15 protein-coding genes are annotated in these 16,363 nt (G+C 72.4%); 6 read left to right on the forward strand and 9 right to left on the reverse strand.

The window, feature by feature from the left end; all coding sequences use genetic code 11:
• Window positions 1–8 precede the first annotated feature (8 nt).
• Window positions 9–1,298, reverse strand: coding sequence for an HRDC domain-containing protein (locus ACNYC2_RS08520; RefSeq protein ID WP_419706607.1), 1,290 nt, complete (start codon window positions 1,296–1,298; stop codon window positions 9–11).
• Complete coding sequence (locus tag ACNYC2_RS08525) at window positions 1,295–1,975, reverse strand: DUF3000 domain-containing protein (protein ID WP_419706608.1); 681 nt, start codon at window positions 1,973–1,975, stop codon at window positions 1,295–1,297. Before ACNYC2_RS08525 ends, ACNYC2_RS08520 begins: the two co-directional genes overlap by 4 nt.
• A 182-nt stretch (window positions 1,976–2,157) precedes the next feature.
• On the opposite strand from ACNYC2_RS08525, the gene gndA reads away from it, so the two are divergent.
• The 5 genes from gndA to zapE all read left to right on the forward strand — a co-directional run bounded on the left by gndA (window position 2,158) and on the right by zapE (window position 7,340).
• The gene (gndA, locus tag ACNYC2_RS08530; protein WP_419706609.1) at window positions 2,158–3,594 is read left to right on the forward strand and encodes an NADP-dependent phosphogluconate dehydrogenase; all 1,437 of its coding nucleotides are present in this window, start codon (window positions 2,158–2,160) and stop codon (window positions 3,592–3,594) included.
• On the forward strand, window positions 3,591–4,895 hold the full coding sequence (locus ACNYC2_RS08535; protein WP_419706610.1) for a carboxylate--amine ligase: 1,305 nt from the start codon (window positions 3,591–3,593) through the stop codon (window positions 4,893–4,895). Before gndA ends, ACNYC2_RS08535 begins: the two co-directional genes overlap by 4 nt.
• Before the next feature lie 196 nt (window positions 4,896–5,091).
• Window positions 5,092–5,547: a DUF805 domain-containing protein gene (locus ACNYC2_RS08540; RefSeq protein WP_419706611.1), complete on the forward strand. Its 456-nt coding sequence runs from the start codon at window positions 5,092–5,094 to the stop codon at window positions 5,545–5,547.
• Between the two features lie 27 nt (window positions 5,548–5,574).
• Window positions 5,575–6,240: an SDR family oxidoreductase gene (locus ACNYC2_RS08545; protein WP_419706612.1), complete on the forward strand. Its 666-nt coding sequence runs from the start codon at window positions 5,575–5,577 to the stop codon at window positions 6,238–6,240.
• 53 nt (window positions 6,241–6,293) lie between these two features.
• Window positions 6,294–7,340, forward strand: coding sequence for a cell division protein ZapE (zapE, locus tag ACNYC2_RS08550; RefSeq protein WP_419706613.1), 1,047 nt, complete (start codon window positions 6,294–6,296; stop codon window positions 7,338–7,340).
• Window positions 7,341–7,347: 7 nt separating this feature from the next.
• Here the strand turns inward: zapE and ACNYC2_RS08555 are convergent, their stop codons facing one another.
• The 5 genes from ACNYC2_RS08555 to glgX all read right to left on the reverse strand — a co-directional run bounded on the left by ACNYC2_RS08555 (window position 7,348) and on the right by glgX (window position 14,358).
• Window positions 7,348–8,157, reverse strand: coding sequence for an aspartate/glutamate racemase family protein (locus ACNYC2_RS08555; RefSeq protein WP_419706614.1), 810 nt, complete (start codon window positions 8,155–8,157; stop codon window positions 7,348–7,350).
• Window positions 8,150–9,412, reverse strand: a complete 1,263-nt coding sequence (locus ACNYC2_RS08560) for a carboxylate--amine ligase (RefSeq protein WP_419706615.1) — start codon at window positions 9,410–9,412, stop codon at window positions 8,150–8,152. Before ACNYC2_RS08560 ends, ACNYC2_RS08555 begins: the two co-directional genes overlap by 8 nt.
• 62 nt (window positions 9,413–9,474) lie before the next feature.
• Window positions 9,475–10,335 (reverse strand): PPK2 family polyphosphate kinase, encoded by an 861-nt coding sequence (locus tag ACNYC2_RS08565; protein ID WP_419706616.1) that lies wholly within the window; start codon window positions 10,333–10,335, stop codon window positions 9,475–9,477.
• 59 nt (window positions 10,336–10,394) lie between these two features.
• Window positions 10,395–12,134 carry a hypothetical protein gene (locus ACNYC2_RS08570; protein WP_419706617.1) on the reverse strand — a complete coding sequence of 580 codons (1,740 nt, stop codon included), beginning with the start codon at window positions 12,132–12,134 and terminating at the stop codon, window positions 10,395–10,397.
• Between the two features lie 97 nt (window positions 12,135–12,231).
• A complete protein-coding gene (gene glgX, locus ACNYC2_RS08575; protein WP_419706618.1) occupies window positions 12,232–14,358 on the reverse strand; it encodes a glycogen debranching protein GlgX in 2,127 nt (708 codons plus the stop codon).
• 141 nt (window positions 14,359–14,499) lie between these two features.
• Between glgX and ACNYC2_RS08580 the strand changes: the two genes are divergently transcribed.
• The gene (locus ACNYC2_RS08580; protein ID WP_377133426.1) at window positions 14,500–14,745 is read left to right on the forward strand and encodes a hypothetical protein; all 246 of its coding nucleotides are present in this window, start codon (window positions 14,500–14,502) and stop codon (window positions 14,743–14,745) included.
• An 8-nt stretch (window positions 14,746–14,753) separates the two neighbouring features.
• Here ACNYC2_RS08580 and ACNYC2_RS08585 read toward each other — a convergent pair whose 3' ends face one another.
• Together ACNYC2_RS08585 and ACNYC2_RS08590 are read right to left on the reverse strand one after the other, a co-directional pair.
• Entirely contained in the window at window positions 14,754–15,029 is a 276-nt protein-coding gene (locus ACNYC2_RS08585) for a hypothetical protein (RefSeq protein WP_377133424.1), read from the reverse strand.
• Window positions 15,030–15,115: 86 nt separating this feature from the next.
• Window positions 15,116–16,282, reverse strand: coding sequence for a cystathionine gamma-synthase (locus tag ACNYC2_RS08590; RefSeq protein WP_419706619.1), 1,167 nt, complete (start codon window positions 16,280–16,282; stop codon window positions 15,116–15,118).
• Between the last annotated feature and the right edge of the window lie 81 nt (window positions 16,283–16,363).

The following is a 16,363-nucleotide window of genomic DNA, read 5'->3' on the forward strand; positions in this document are numbered from 1 at the left end:
GGACGACTCTACTGGGGCGGGGGTGACGCTTTCACACCCGGTTCGTGTGCTGCCTCGGCGAACGTCCGCTCCAGGGCGCCTGCCAGCAGCCGGAGCTGCCACTCGCGGGCCCCTCGGCCGCGCAGGAACTCGGCGATGCCCGCGGCGTCGGCGGGTACCGGTGGCGTCCAGCACAGCCGGCGCAGCGCGTCGGGCTGCAGCAGGTTCTCGACCGGGACGTTCAGCTCCTCGGACAGCGCGGTCATAAGCTCGCGCGCCGCAGTGAGGCGGCGGGCGGCGGTCGTGTCCCGGTCACCCCAGGTGCGCGGCGGCGGCGGACCGTCGGAACGCGGCCCGCGCACCGAGGGCAGCGCCGACTCGGGCAGGGCGCGCGCGTCGTCGATCGCCTTCTGCCAGTACGCGGCCCGGCGCTTGGTGCCCTTGCCCGCGAACTCCGGCAGGGCGACGAGCTGGCCGGCGGTCTTCGGCATGGCCTTCGCCGCCGCGACGATCGCCCGGTCGGGCAGGACCCGGCCCGGCGAGATGTCGCGCGCCTGGGCGCTCGCGTCCCGTGCGAGCCACATCGCGCGGACGGCGGCGACCTGGCGCGGGTTGCGCAGCACGTGCATGCCGGAGGTGCGGCGCCAGGGATCGATCCGCGGCGGGGGCGGGGGAGCGGTGCGCACCGCCTCGAACTCCTGTGCCGCCCACTCGGTCTTGCCAGCGGCCTCGAGCCGCTCGGCGAGGCGGTCGCGCAGCTCGACGAGCACCTCGACGTCGAGGGCGGCGTACCGCAGCCAGTCCTCCGGCAGGGGACGCGTGGACCAGTCGACCGCCGAGTGCTCCTTGGCCAGGCCGAGGCCCAGCACCTCCGCGACGACGGCGGCGAGCCCCACGCGCTCCATGCCGAGCAGGCGCGCGGCGAGCTCGGTGTCGAAGACCCGCGCGGGGCGCAGACCGTGCTCGGCGAACCCGGGCAGGTCCTGCGAGGCGGCGTGCAGGACGAACTCGGCGTCGCCGACGGCCTCGCCGAGCGGCGAGAGGTCAGGGACGCCGACCGGGTCGATCAGCGCGGTGCCCGCACCCTCCCGTCGTACCTGGACGAGGTAGGTGGCCTGGCCGTACCGGTACCCGGAGGCGCGCTCGGCGTCGGCCGCTACCGGCCCGGATCCTGCGGCGAACGCCTCGACGACCCGTGCGAAAGCGCCCTGCGTCGCCACCACCTCCGGCAGCCCGTCGGCGGGCTCGGTCAGTGGGGTGACAGGTGCGGGCACGGGCGTCGATGTCTCCGCAGGGAGTCCTCGCTCCGTGGTGGTCATGGACCTACCGTATGGCGTTGCTTCGATCGGTCGGTAAAACGCCTGGTGAGCGTCGCGACCCCCTCGGGGAGCGGAGGCACCCCCGCGGCCATGGTGAGCAGCGTCGCCCACGCGTTCAGGTGCGTGCCGAGCCGGGTGTCGAGCGGTGTCCACGACGCGCGGATCTCCAGGTCCACCGCGTCGGGAGTGCCTTCGAGCGCGCCGTAGCTGTGCGACAGCACGCGCGTGACCGTGCCGCCCTCGGCCACCGTGTCGGTGCCGCGGACCAGCCCCGCGGACTCGAGGGCCTCGCCCACCCAGGACCAGGCGACGTCGGCGAGCATGGGGTCCGCCGCCATCTCCGGCTCGAGCGAGGCACGCACCAGGGTCACCACCCGGAACGTGCCGTGCCAGGCCTCCTGGCCCACTGGGTCGTGCAGCACGACGAAGCGGCCGGTGGCCAGCGGTTCCTCGGAGTGGTCATGTGAGTAGTCACGGTCGTCGGAACGGTCCCGTCCGGCCGGTCCCGGCGGGGCGCCGGGCAGCACGTCGCCCGAGAGCGCGACGCTGAACGGTGCCACCCGGCGCGGGGCCGGGATCTCCGTGAGGCGCACCTCTGAGCGCAAGGCCTGACGCCGCAGGTCGGCGAGAGCCGCTGCGAAGTCGACGGGGACGCCGGTGGGCGGGCCGCTGGTCACCACTTCACGGTACGTCCGTACCGCAATCTCCACGCGGAGGCGCGCGGCGGTCGCCGGAACGTGATCTGCCCGCCCGGCGGACGGCGCGGCGCCACCCGCACCCCGGCCCACTAGGCTGGACGCGGGTCACGGCACGCCTCGCGCGTACGCCGGCCCGTACCCAAGTCCTAAGGAGCAAGAACGTGTCAGGCACAGCACAGATCGGCGTCACCGGGCTGGCGGTGATGGGTCGCAACCTCGCGCGGAACTTCGCACGTCACGGCTACACGGTGGCGGTCCACAACCGCTCGTACGCCAAGACCGAGTCCCTGGTGGCGGACCACGGCAGCGACGGCGAGTTCGTGCCGAGCGAGACGCTCGCCGACTTCGTCGCGTCGCTCGAGCGCCCGCGCAAGGTAGTCATCATGGTCAAGGCCGGCGGCCCGACGGACGCCGTCATCGACGAGCTGGTGCCCCTCCTGGAGGAGGGCGACATCGTGGTCGACGCCGGCAACGCGCACTTCCCGGACACGATCCGGCGCGAGGCGGCCCTCAAGGAGCACGGCCTGCACTTCGTGGGTACCGGTGTGTCCGGCGGCGAGGAGGGCGCGCTGAACGGCCCGTCCATCATGCCGGGCGGCACGCCCGAGTCGTACGAGTCGCTCGGCCCCATCCTGGAGGACATCTCCGCGAAGGTGGACGGCGTCCCCTGCTGCACCTACGTGGGCTCCGACGGCGCGGGCCACTTCGTCAAGATGGTGCACAACGGCATCGAGTACGCCGACATGCAGCTCATCGCCGAGGCGTACGACCTGCTGCGCCAGGGTCTGGGTGCCTCGGCCGCCGAGATCGGCCAGATCTTCGCGCAGTGGAACACGGGCGACCTGGAGTCGTTCCTCATCGAGATCACCGCCGACGTCCTGCAGCACGTGGACGCCGAGACCGGCCAGGCGTTCGTCGACATCGTCCTGGACCAGGCCGAGCAGAAGGGCACCGGCCGCTGGACGGTCCAGAACGGCCTGGACCTCGGCGTGCCCATCACCGGCATCGCCGAGGCCACCTTCGCGCGCGCCCTGTCGGGCTCCGTGCCGCAGCGCACCGCCGGCCTCGCGTCGCTCCCCGCGCACACGCAGGAGTGGGAGGTCAAGGACCGCGACGCGTTCATCGAGGACGTCCGCCAGGCCCTGTACGCCTCCAAGGTCGTCGCCTACTCGCAGGGCTTCGACCAGATCGCGGCGGCCGCCGCCGAGTACGGCTGGGCGATCGACCGCGGCGCCATGGCCCGCATCTGGCGTGGTGGCTGCATCATCCGCGCCCGGTTCCTCAACCGGATCACCGAGGCGTACGAGCGCGACGCGGACCTGCCGCTGCTGCTCGCCGACCCGTACTTCACCGACGCCGTCGCGAGCGGTCTGCCCGCCTGGCGCCGCGTGGTGGCCGGTGCGGCGCAGAACGGCGTGCCGACGCCCGCCTTCTCCTCCTCGCTCGCGTACTACGACGGCGTCCGCGCCGAGCGGCTGCCCGCCGCGCTCGTACAGGCGCAGCGCGACTTCTTCGGGGCGCACACCTACAAGCGGGTCGACCGCGAGGGCACGTTCCACACCGAGTGGTCCGGCGACCGCACGGAGGCTGAGGCGTGAGGGGTCTCCCCGCGGACAAGGGGCTCGTAGGCGGCGGCGGGGAGGTTCCCGTCCCGGACCTGATGGTGGTGGGGATCGGCGGCGACGTCGGCATGTACGCCCTCGCGCGCGCGTTCCACGAGCAGTACGGCACCCACTCCGTGGTGCTGTCGAAGGTCGCCACGCGTGCCATGCAGGACTCGGCGATCGTCGACAACGTGGTGGTGCCGCACATCGACGACGTGGACGTGCTCCTGCCGACCCTCGAGGGCCTGGCGCAGCAGCACCGGGACAAGGTGCTGGTCCTGCTGACCAACGCCGACTGGCACGTGCGCACGCTCATCATCCACCGGGAGCGCCTGGAGGCCGCCGGCTACGTGCTGGCGTACCCGTCGCTGCCGGTCCTGGAGCAGGTGAGCAGCAAGGAGGGCTTCGCGCAGGTGTGCGACCAGCTCGGCATCCCCACGCCGCGCACGGTGGCGGTCGACATCGCCAAGGTCGTGGCCGACGGCGGGCGGGCCGCCGTGGCCGCCCTCGAGGTGGACCTGCAGTACCCCGTGGTGGGCAAGCCGTCCAACAGCGCCGAGTGGTACTACGTGGACTTCCCCGGCAAGAAGAAGATCCACCACATCGACTCCCGCGCGGACCTCGACGTGATCCTGGGCCACCTCGCCGACGCGAACTTCCCCGGCACGTTCCTGGTGCAGGAGTTCATCCCGGGCGACGAGACGCAGATGCGGTCCCTGACCGCCTACCGCGACACGTCGGGCGAGGTGACGCTCCTGGCGACCGGCCGGGTGCTCCTGGAGGAGCACACGCCCGGCACGCTGGGCATCCCGGCCGCCATCCTGGTGGAGGCGTACGACGACGCGATGGACGCGGCCACCCGGTTCCTCGACGCGACGAACTACGTGGGGTTCGCGAACTTCGACTACAAGCTGGACCCGCGCACGGGCCAGCACGTGTACTTCGAGGTGAACCCCCGCATCGGGCGGAACAACTACTACGTCACCGCGGGCGGGGCCAACGTGGCTCGCGTGCTCGTGGAGGACTGGGTGCTGCACCGGCCGATCCGCCCCGTGCGGGCCGTGCGCGACGTGCTCTACACGGTGGTGCCGTTCGGCCTGCTGTCCAAGTACGTCCTCGACCCGGAGCTCAAGAACCGGATCAAGGCGCTCAAGGCCAGCGGTGACGTGATCAACCCGCTGAAGTACGACCGTGACTCCGGCCTCAAGCGCCGGCTCATCGTCGAGGCGATCACGCAGAACTACCGCCGCAAGTACGCGCAGTACTACCCGGAGCCGACGGCGACGGGGTACTGACCCCTCCGCTGTCGCGTCACCGTCTCGGACGCCCAGACCACCCCGGTGGCCTGGGCGTCCGGCGTTTCCGGGGGCGCCGTCACCGATGGGCAGTTCTACCCAAAGTTAAGCCTTGCGCACTGTGTGGCTGATCGGGACACTGTGTGCGCACTTGCCGGATATTTCTGGCATAAATCGTGAGAGAGGTTTCACCCCGATGTCGTTCATCGAGTCCATCAAGACCGTGCTGTCCAACTACGCGGTCTTCAACGGGCGCGCGCGTCGCTCCGAGTACTGGTGGTACACCCTGGCCGTGACGATCGTCTCGACGATCCTCTACGTGGTGCTCGTCGTGCCGGGCCTCAGCGAGTACACGGCCGCCACCATGGATGCCGCCATGACCGGGAGCACCACCGTCCCGGCGATGCCTGGTTCCCTGACTGCCGGCTACGCCGTGCTCTCCATCTTCAACCTCGCCCTGCTGCTGCCGGGCCTCGGCGTCACCGTCCGGCGTCTGCACGACACGGACCGCTCCGGCTTCTGGGTCTTCCTCGGCCTGGTCCCGGTCGTCGGCGGGATCATCCTGATCGTGTGGGAGGCGACCGCCGGTACGCCTGGCCCCAACCGCTTCGGCCCGGACCCCAAGGCCGTGGCGCAGCCCGCCGCCGCCTGACACCGTCTCCTGAATTAGTCTGAACCGGTGAACAGCACCCGTCCCGTCCTCGTCGTCGGGGCGAGCGGATTCGTCGGCAGCCGGGTCGCACGCGGCCTGGCTGCCGACGGCCGCGCGGTGCTCGCCGTCGCACGCCACACGCTGCCCGAGCGGGTCACCGTCCAGCCCAGCGTGATCCCCGTGCTCGGCGCGGACCCGGCCGCCCAGGCGGACGCCGTCCGCGAGGCCTGCGCGCGGGCCGGCGTCCCGCTGCCCGGCGCGGTGGTCGCGTCGATCGGCGGCTGGCAGAAGGGTCCGGACCTGCTCGACCTGGACCCGGCCGAGTGGTCCGCCACGCTGGCGTCCCACCTCACGGCCCACCTCGACGCCGCACGCGCGCTCGCGCCGCTGCTCGGACCGGGCGACCCGTACGTGGTGCTCAACGGCGCGGCCTCCCGCGAGGCCATGGCCGGGTCCGGCGCAGTCAGCGTCACCGGAGCAGGCCTCGCGATGCTGGTCCAGGTGCTGCGCCTGGAGGCCCAGCGGGCCGACGCCTCCCCGCCCGTCCGCTTCCACGAGCTCGTCATCGACCACGCGGTCGCGGGCGACGACCGCAACGAGGACCCGGCCCAGACCAGGGCCCCCGCCCAGGTGGTGCGGGCCCTCGGTGAGCTGCTGGACGACCCCGGCGCACCCGCCGTCCTGCACGTGTGACGTTGCTCTCGCGGCACGCCCCACGTGCCGTGACGCCGGTAATCTCTTGCTTCGTGACAACCACCGCCACCGTCAACAGCCAGACCGCGACGACCGCCCTGTGCGCCGTCCGACCGCAGGTCCCTGTCGACAGGCTCGTCACCGATCTCGTGCCGCCGCGCCACTTCGCGGACGCCCGCTTCGCGACCTACCGCGCCAACCCGGCACACCCCAGCCAGGGCCGCGCGCTCGCCCGGCTCCAGGAGATCGCCGCGGAGATCACCGCCCCCAGGCGCGGCCTGTTCAACCGCCGCAAGGCCGCGCCGGCGGTCTACCTCGACGGCGGCTTCGGCGTCGGCAAGACCCACCTGCTCACCTCGCTCGCGCACGCCGTCGGCGAGGCGCTCGGCTCCGACAAGGCCGCCTACGGCACCTTCGTCGAGTACACCAACCTCGTCGGGGCGCTCGGGTTCCTCCCCACCGTAGAGGCGCTCGCCGCCAAGAAGCTGGTCTGCATCGACGAGTTCGAGCTCGACGACGCCGGCGACACCACCATCATGTCCCGCCTCATGCGCGAGCTCGCGGACCGGGGCGTGGCGCTCGCCGCGACGTCGAACACGCTGCCCGACGCGCTCGGCGAGGGCCGCTTCGCCGCCCAGGACTTCCAGCGCGAGATCAAGGCGCTCTCCGACCGCTTCGAGACCCTGCGGGTCGACGGTCCGGACTACCGCCACCGCGAGGTCGTCACCGACTCCGAGCCGCTGACCGAGGCAGAGGTCGTCGCCGCGGCGGACCGGCCGGGCGGCACGCTCGACGCGTTCGACGACCTGCTGGCGCACCTCGCGACGGTGCACCCGAGCCGGTACGGCGCGCTGCTCGACGGTGTCTCCGTCGTCGCGCTGACCGGTGTGCATCCCGTGACCGCGCAGGAGGTGGCGCTGCGCCTCGTGGTGCTCGTGGACCGCCTCTACGACCGGGACGTGCCGGTGCTGCTCGGCGGGTCGGCGGACACCCGCGGCCTGTTCACCGAGGAGATGCTGGCCGGCGGGTACCGCAAGAAGTACTACCGGGCGCTGTCCCGCCTGGGCGCGCTGGCCGAAGAGGGACGCAAGCTGCTCTGACGCCTCCCTACGCGTCCGCGCGCAGCCGGCGCCCCGCGCGCAGCACCGTCGCCCGGGCCAGCTCGTCGAGGGAGTCCACGAGCACGACGCCGGGCAGGAGGTGCGTCGCCGTGGCCTCCGCCGCGACCGACAGCTCGGTGCACCCCAGCACCAGCGCGGCGGCCCCGCGGCGGCGCAGGTCGGCGATGACGCCCTCCAGGGCCGTCAGGTCGCCGCCGCGGCCCGCCTTGACGCCGTCGTAGACCAGCGACGTCACGGCCGCCTGCCCCGCGACGTCCGGCAGCAGGGTCTTGATGCCGCGCGCGCCGAACGCGTCGGCGTAGACGCCCGACGCGATGGTCCCCTCCGTCGCGAGGAGGCCGACGGCCTCCGGGCGCGGCCCGCTGAGCCTGCCGGTCCAGGTGTCGCGCGCGAGCACCGCGGACACGGTCGCGTCGACCGCGGACAGCAGCGGGACCGATGTCGCCGCCGCGATCGCGCCGGCGAACGCGTGCGCCGTGTTGCACGGCAGCACGAGGAAGTCGGCCCCCGCCCCGGCGAGCCGCCGCGCGTCGGCGGCGAGCACCGGCCCGGGGTCGTCGGGCGAGCGCCCCAGCACGAACGCCGTCCGGTCCGGGACGGTGGCGTGCTGCAGCACCATCATGTCCACGTGGTCCTGGTCGCGGGCGGCGTCGGTCAGCCGGACCACGCGCTCCATGAACAGGACGGTCGCGAGCGGGCCCACCCCGCCCAGCACGCCGACGAGGCCGGAGAACCCGCCGTCTCGCCCTGCTCCTGTGCCCTGGTGGCCGGCACCCGGCGCGCCGACGTCAGGCAACGTCCTGCTCCGCCGACGGGTACGCGCTCCCGAACCCGGGCCGTGCGGGCGCCCCGCCCGGGTCCTGCAGCGGGTGGTGCTGCGCGAACTTGCGCACCTGGTTCAGCTCGGCAAGACGTACCCAGGCGTCACGGCGCGGCGACAGGTCCCGCCGGTACTTGAGCGGGTGCACCACGCGGGCGCCGCGCACGGCGGCGCGCAGCGAGGTGTCCTGCACGTACCTGTCCAGGAGGAAGCCCGGGACTATCCGGTACAGCACCTCGAGCGGCTCCGCGACGTCCGGCCACTGCCCTCCGAGATGGTCCGCCACCCAGTAGACGGCAGGGTTCAGCCCGCTCGCCGTCAGGTAGTAGTTGGACCGCCCGGTGCGCGGGTTCAGCTCCAGGAAGTGTCCGACGCCGGTACGCGGGTCCACCTTCACGTCGAAGTTCGCGAACCCGGTCCAGCCCAGGTGCTCCACGAGCCGGCGGGCGTCCGCCTCGACCTGGGGGAGCCGCCCGGTGAGGATCGCTGCGGGGTTCCCGAGAGTGCCCGGCGTGTGCTCCTCGAGCAGCACGTGCCCGCCCCAGGCCATGCGCACCGCGCCCGAGCGGTCGGAGTAGGTCGTCATGATCCGCATCTGCGAGTCATCGCCGGGTATGTACTCCTGGACGATCACGGGCCGCCGGTAGCCCGCGTCCCCGGCCGCCCGCAGGAGTGCGGCCAGCTCGGCGCGGTCCTGCACCAGGTGCACCTTCGCCTTGCCGGGGAACGACACGTGGTGCCACGCGGCGTTGTCGCCGGGCTTGGCGATCACCGGGAAGCGCAGGTCGAGGTCGCCGACCGGCTCCCCGCCGGCCCGCACCTCCGTGCGCGGGTGGGGGACCCCGAGCTCGTGGCAGAGCGCGGAGAACCGCTGCTTGTCCATCACGTGGTCGAGCAGCCCGACCGACGGGTACGGAACCAGCGCCACGTCCTCCAGACGGTCGCGGTGCTGCGCGAGCGCCCGCACGTACCAGTCCACGCAGGTGAGCGCGACGACCGGTCCCTCGACCGTGGCGGCCACCCGGCGGATCAGCTCGACCATGACGGCGGGGTCGTCGAGCCGCGGCTCGACGACGTTGTCGATGATGCCGGAGTGCGCGACGTTGGGGGTCGGGCGGATGGACACGACCGTCGACCTGACGCCGTAGCGCTCGTGAAAGGCACGGGCGAGGCTGTAGGCGCCGGCGTCGCCACCGAGGATGACAGGGTGTACCGCTGCGTGGTTCCTCATGCCACGTAAGACGGGTGACGCCCGGCGAAGGTTGTTCCCCGGAGCGGGTGAAGAACCGCAGGTCAGCTGGCCGCGAGGCGGGCCTTCTCGGCCTCGACGTCGAAGTCGGCCGGCGGCCAGCCCAGGTCCAGCGACCGCAGGGCGCCCGTCAGCAGCTCGGTGACCGCGAGGCGTGCGTACCACTTCCGGTCCGCCGGCACGACGTACCAGGGCGCCACCTCGGTGGAGGTCCGGTCCAGCATCTCCTGGTACGCCGCCAGGTACTCCGGGAGCTTTGTGCGGACGTCGATGTCCCCGGGGTTGTACTTCCAGTGCTTGTCGGGCCGTTCGAGCCGCTCGGCCAGGCGCACCTTCTGCTCGTCCGCCGACACCATGAGGGCCACCTTCACGATCAGGGTGCCCGACGCCGCCACCTCCGCCTCGAACTCGTTGAGCTCCCGGAAGTGTGTGCGCCAGACCTTCTGCGGCTCGAGGCGGTTGACCCGCACCACCAGCACCTGCTCGTGGTGCGACCGGTCGAAGACCCCGAGGTAGCCGGGCCGGGGCAGCGCGTTGCGGACCCGCCAGAGGTAGTCGTGCCGCTGCTCCTCCTCTGTAGGGACGCCGAACCCCCTGTGCTGCACGCCCTGCGGGTCCACCATGCCGACGACGTGGCGCACGATCCCGCCCTTGCCCGCGGTGTCGAGGCCCTGCAGGACCAGCAGCACCGACCGGTCGCCGCCGGTGCGGCCGTGCGCGAAGAGACGTTCCTGGAGCTCGGCGAGCTCCGGCCCGCGCGCCGCCATCAGCTCCTCGCCGTCGGCCTTCTTGCCGGACCAGCCGGGCGTGGCCGACTGGTCCATGGCGGTCAGGTCGGTCCCGCGCACCCAGCGCAGGGCGTCGTCCGCCGGGGTCGTCCACAGCTTCTCGGGCTTCTTTGCCATCGGTGCCGCCTCCTTCGCGGGACCGGCAGACGCCGGTGCCAGGGGATCAGGCTCGCAGGTCAGCTCTCCGCACGCAGCACGGCGGTCATCCGGGGCGGCACCGTGAGGGTGTCGCCGACCAGACGCGTGGCCCCCGGCTCCCAGGCCGCGGCGAGCTTGAACGCCCCGGGGAGCGGCGCCTTGCCCGCCCCCTCGGCGGGCCGTAGCAGGCTCCCGAGGCGCAGCGCGGCGAGGCCGTGGCCGGTGTTGAGCACGAACGCGAGGCTGCCGCGCAGCACCGCGATGACCGACCGGTCCGCGGTGGAGCGGATCTCCAGCGGCAGGTCCAGCTCCTCGCTGATGTCGTGCCGGATGGAGATCAGGTCGCGGGCCCAGCGCACCAGGCGCCGCTCGTTGTCGTTGCGCGGGACCACCGGTGCGTGCACGGTGTCGAGCACCAGCGGGTTGCCCGCGAGGATCACGGTGGCGAGCACGCTGGAGCGGATGTCGACGTCGTCCACCCCGAGGAGGGCCGTCGCGGGGCTCTCCTCGCCCGCCCACGGCACCGTGAGCTGCGCGGCGGGGAGCCGCGTGATGTCCTCGACCACGCTCGCGCCGGCCCGGACCCGGGTGCGGCGCCCGCTGTTCTGGCTGTTCTGGCGGGTGGCGCGGCGCACCGACGGGTGCACCAGGTCGGCGAGCATCTGCAGCGCCTGGATGTCCTCGGTCTTGCCCGGGCCGGACAGGATGCGCAGCAGGATGGTGGTCAGCCGGTCGCTCCGGCCGGGACCGTCCACGAGCAGGCTGAAGCGCCGGTCGAGCTGTTCGCCCATCCCGACGACGTAGTCCGCGAGCTCACCCAGGAACGGGGTGGGGGAGCGGTCGACGAGGGCGTCGACGTCGAGCACCAGGCCGTCCACGTGGTACTCCCGCAGCCAGTGCCGCGCGTCGTCGACGAGGAAGTCGCGCGGCCCGCGGCTGCCGCTGCCGTCGAGGTTGATGCGGTCGCCCACGAAGTCGGTGCGGACCGTCGGCGCGGACGGGACCTTGCCCGCCCGCGTGCCGATGCTCGGCACCTGTCCCGTGCGGAGCTGGATGGGCCCCGTACGCGGCCGGTCCAGGGGCACCTGGCCGGTGCGGGGGCGCATCGCCTGCAGGGCGTGCTCGCCGGCGTCGCCGACGTCGGAGCGCGGCGGCCGCGGCCGGCCGCCGCCGGCCAGGTACGGGCCGTAGGCCTCCAGCCCGAGCTCGTCCGAGACCGCCCAGCGGTAGGGGATGTCCAGCACGACGGCGAGGCCGACGGCGTGCGCGGCGTCGATGAAGCGCTGCAGCGCACGCGGGCCGCCGTAGGGCTCGTGCACCGAGTAGAGGCGCACACCGCGCGTCGGCCCGACGGCGGGGTCGAACGCCGCCACCGGCGCGAGCTCGACGCCGTGCGCCCCGAGCTCCGCGACGGTGGGCAGCAGCGCCGCGGCGGCGTCGAGCGTGCCCTCCGGGGTGAACGTCTCGACGTCCACGTGCATGAGGATGCTCGTGGAGAGGTCTGGCGGCGACCACGAGCCGTCGGTCCACTCGAACGCCGGGTCGAAGACCCTGGTGGGACCGTGGATGCCCTGCGGCAGCCACACGCTCCGCGGGTCGGGCAGCAGCGGGCCGCCGTCGACCGAGTAGCCGTAGTCGGTGCCGTGCCCGAGCACGCTGTCGGCGCCCCAGTACCCGGGCTCGCCGGCGCCGACGAGGCGCAGCGGCATGTGCTCCGGCTCGTCCTGCGGGTCGTAGGGCACGAGCACCTCGATGACACGCGCACGTGGGGCCCACACCACTGGCCTCGGCCCGGGAACGGGCATGTCAGGCCCTGGTCGGGGCGGTGGTGTGGTTCCCCCGGTTCCACTCCTCGGTCCGGTCACGGCGGACAGCCTAGCCCGGTGTTCCGCTTGGGCGGGTCAGCACCACGACGCTGCGTCCCGTCACGGTCAGTCCGGTACCGGCGTCCAGCACGGTTCCGGGCTCGGCGCTGCCGTCGGTGTCCAGCACCACGGTCCAGGCCTTTCCGTAGGCACCAGGCGGCAGAGTGAAGTCCAGGGCCCCGGAATGGGCGTTGAGCAGCAGCAGGAACGAGTCGTCGACCACCCGCTCGCCGCGCCCGCCGGTCTCGGAGATCGCGTCGCCGTTCAGGAACACCGCGACCGTCCTGGCGTACGACTGGTGCCAGTCCGTGTCGTCCATCCGCGCGCCCGTGAGGTCGAGCCACTCGACGTCCCCGAGCGCGTCCGTGCCGCTGCCGTCGAAGAACCGGCGGCGGTGCAGGATCGGGTGGTCGCGGCGCAGCCGCACCGCCTTCCTGGCGAACTCCAGCAGCGCCGCGTTCTCGTCCTCGAGCTCCCAGTCCATCCAGGAGAGCTCGTTGTCCTGGCAGTAGGCGTTGTTGTTGCCCTGCTGCGTGCGCCCGAGCTCGTCGCCGTGCGCGATCATCGGCACGCCCTGGCTCAGCATGAGCGTCACCAGGAGGTTGCGGCGCTGCCGGGCGCGCAGCTCCCGGATCTCCGGGTCGTCGGTGGGGCCCTCGACGCCGCAGTTCCAGGACCGGTTGTGGCTCTCGCCGTCCTGGTTGTCCTCCCCGTTGGCCTCGTTGTGCTTCTCGTCGTACGACGTGAGGTCGGCGAGCGTGAAGCCGTCGTGGGCCGTGACGAAGTTGATGGATGCGCTGGGCATGCGGCCGCTGTGCTCGTACAGGTCGCTCGACCCCGTCAGGCGGGAGGCGAACTCCGGCAGGGTCGACGGCTCCCCGCGCCAGAAGTCGCGCACGGTGTCGCGGTAGCGGCCGTTCCACTCGGTCCACAGGGACGGGAACCCGCCCACCTGGTAGCCGCCGTCGCCCAGGTCCCACGGCTCGGCGATCAGCTTGACCTGGGAGATCACCGGGTCCTGGTGCACGATGTCGAAGAACGCGCTCAGCCGGTCGACCTCGTGGAACTGGCGGGCCAGCGTGGCCGCCAGGTCGAAGCGGAACCCGTCGACGTGCATCTCCTCGACCCAGTAGCGCAGCGAGTCCATGATGAGCTGCAGCACGGCGGGGGAGCGCATGAGCAGCGAGTTGCCGGTGCCCGTCGTGTCGAAGTAGTGCGCCTCGTCGCCGTCGACCAGCCGGTAGTAGGCGGCGTTGTCGATGCCCCGGAAGCTCAGCGTGGGCCCCAGCTGGTTGCCCTCGGCGGTGTGGTTGTAGACGACGTCGAGCAGCACCTCGATGCCCGCCTGGTGCATCGCCTTGACCATGGCCTTGAACTCCATGACCTGCTGGCCGCGCCGGCCGTAGCCCGCGTAGCCGTTGTGCGGCGCGAAGAACCCGATGGTGTTGTAGCCCCAGTAGTTCGTCAGGCCCTTGGCCGCGAGCGACGGGTCGGTGACGAACTGGTGCACCGGCATCAGCTCGATGGCCGTGACGCCCAGCTTCTTCAGGTGCTCGATCACTGCCGGGTGCGCGAGCCCCGCGTACGTGCCGCGCAGCTCGTCGGGGACGTCGGGGTGGCGCATCGTGAGGCCCTTGACGTGCGCCTCGTAGATCACCGTCTCGTGGTACGGCGTGGCCGGCGGGCGGTCGTGGCCCCAGTCGAAGAACGGGTTGACCACGACGGAGACCATGGTGTGGCCCAGCGAGTCGGAGGACTCCGGCGTGGTGCCCGTCGTGGCCTGCTCCACGTCGTCGAACGAGTACGAGAACAGGGACGGGTCGCCGTCGAGGTCGCCGTCCACCGCCTTGGCGTACGGGTCGAGCAGGAGCTTCGCCGGGTTGCAGCGGTGGCCCGACGCCGGGTCGTACGGCCCGTGCACGCGGTACCCGTACCGCGTGCCGGGGCCGACCCCGGGCAGGTAGACGTGCCACACGTGAGCATCGGTCTCGGTGACGGCGACGCGGGTCTCGGTGTCGTCGTCGGCCAGGAGGCACAGCTCCACCTTCTGGGCGACCGACGAGTAGAGCGCGAAGTTGGTACCCGTACCGTCGAACGTCGCGCCAAGGGGGTAGGGGCGCCCAGGCCAGGTCTGCATCCGACGATCATCACACCCCGGCGGTGCAGGTGGGGGGAGATCTGCGTGCCGGGCGTGCCGTCGCGGTGGAGGCTTGGCGAGGATTAGAAATAATGTGCCAAGTGGATGTGCAGCCAGCCGGGTTTCTGCGAGAATGTGTTCATGATCACGGGGGAACCCCAGTCCGCCACCGAGCCCGCCGACTCAGGTCCGACCGATCTGGTCGACGAGTCGAACGCCTTCTACGCACGCATCGCGCCGCCGGCCGTCCGCCGCGCCGCAACCCGCCGGGGCCTGCTCGGCGGCGGAGACGCCTCCAAGGCGCCGCGCAACCTCGCCGACTGCGCCCTCGACCCGATCTCCGGATCGTCGAGCGGTGTGTCCTGGGACGACCCGGAGGAGCTCTGACGGCCGCGTCAGCGGGGTAGCCGCCCCGGGCCCACGGGGATGAGGCGCGGCATGCCCGCCGGCGCTACCTGGCTCAACGCCAGGTAGCGCGCCTCTGCCCTGTGCAGGCGGATGTGCTCGTCGAGCGACCACTGCGGCCCGTTGGTCAGCGTCATGCCGCAGGAGCAGTCGATCTCCTCGCGGTCGCCGGCCAGATGCCGCACGAGACCCACGGTGACGTGGGAGGCGCGGGCATCTGCCTTGGCCCGGTGCATGGCAGCGCTGACGGGGGCGTGTTCGCTCACGCCCCCAGGCTAGCGCCCGCCGGATCAAGCGCTGAGTGCGTGATATTTGCCCTCTTGAGCGCTCCGAGAGGGCAAATACCCAGCACTCAACGGATGCGGTCCAGGGCCTGTCCGACGTCGTCCAGGAGGTCCGTCACGTCTTCCAGGCCTACCGACAGGCGGACGATCGACGGCGACACCTCGGCCTCCGTGCCGCGCACCGAGGCGTGCGTCATCTCGCTCGGGTAGTTGACCAGCGACTCGACGCCACCGAGCGACTCGGCGAGCAGGAAGACCCGGGTCGACTCGGCGAACGTGCGCGCGGCGCGCTCCCCGCCCGCCAGCTCCAGCGAGATCATGCCGCCGAAGCGCGACATCTGGTGCGCGGCGGTCTTGTGGCCCGGGTGGTCGGGCAGGCCGGGGTAGAGCACGCGGGCCACCGCGGGGTGCTCGACCAGGCGCTCGGCGAGCGTCTGGGCGGTCTCGGAGTGGCGCTGCATCCGCACGGAGAGGGTCTTGATGCCCCGCGTGGTCAGGAACGCGTCGAACGGGCTGGACACCGCGCCCGCCGCGAACTGCACGTAGCGCACCTGCTCGGCGAGCTCCTCGCCGCCGTTCGCCACGACCACCGCCCCGCCGACGACGTCGGAGTGCCCGCCGAGGTACTTGGTCGTGGAGTGCACCACGACGTCGGCACCGAGGTCGAGCGGGCGCTGGAGGGCGGGCGACGCGAACGTGTTGTCGACGACCAGGAGCAGGCCCGCCTCCCGGGCGAGGCCGGCCAGCGCGGGGATGTCGCTGATCTTCATCAGGGGGTTCGACGGCGTCTCGACCCACAGCACCTTGGACTCGGGCCGGATCGCGGCGCGGACGGCGTCGAGGTCGGCGGTGTCCACCGTCGTGTGCTGGATGCCGGCCTTGCCGTGGATGGTGCGGACGAGCCGGTGCGTGCCGCCGTACACGTCGTTCGGCACGAGCACGTGGTCCCCGGGCGCGAGCACGGCGCGCAGCAGGGCGTCCTCGGCGGCGAGGCCGGACGCGAACGAGATGCCCTGGGCGCCGCCCTCGATGGCCGCGAGCTGCTCCTCCAGCGCGGTCCGCGTCGGGTTGCCCCCGCGCGAGTACTCGTACCCGCCGCGCAGCCCGCCGATGCCGTCCTGCGCGTAGGTGGAGGTGACGTGGATCGCCGGGATCGCGTCGCCGGTCGTCGGGTCGGGGTGCTGTCCCGCGTGGATCGCGAGGGTGTCAAAGCGGTTGGGTCGGACGTCGGTCATGGTGCTCTCTCTTCGAGGGTTCAGTGCTGCGAGCTGATGCGAGCTGATGCGAGCTGATGCGGGGAGGGGCGGGCCCGGTCG

This window comes from Promicromonospora sp. NFX87, assembly GCF_048564965.1.
GTDB lineage: Bacteria > Actinomycetota > Actinomycetes > Actinomycetales > Cellulomonadaceae > Promicromonospora.

Excerpts from the sequence above, each read along its gene's own strand:
- ACNYC2_RS08580 (WP_377133426.1), top strand. The coding sequence starts at position 14,500 with ATGATCACGGGGGAACCCCAGTCCGCCACCGAGCCCGCCGACTCAGGT.
- ACNYC2_RS08520 (WP_419706607.1), bottom strand. The coding sequence starts at position 1,298 with ATGACCACCACGGAGCGAGGACTCCCTGCGGAGACATCGACGCCCGTG.
- ACNYC2_RS08540 (WP_419706611.1), top strand. The coding sequence starts at position 5,092 with ATGTCGTTCATCGAGTCCATCAAGACCGTGCTGTCCAACTACGCGGTC.
- glgX (WP_419706618.1), bottom strand. The coding sequence starts at position 14,358 with ATGCAGACCTGGCCTGGGCGCCCCTACCCCCTTGGCGCGACGTTCGAC.
- ACNYC2_RS08560 (WP_419706615.1), bottom strand. The coding sequence starts at position 9,412 with ATGAGGAACCACGCAGCGGTACACCCTGTCATCCTCGGTGGCGACGCC.
- ACNYC2_RS08590 (WP_419706619.1), bottom strand. The coding sequence starts at position 16,282 with ATGACCGACGTCCGACCCAACCGCTTTGACACCCTCGCGATCCACGCG.
- ACNYC2_RS08565 (WP_419706616.1), bottom strand. The coding sequence starts at position 10,335 with ATGGCAAAGAAGCCCGAGAAGCTGTGGACGACCCCGGCGGACGACGCC.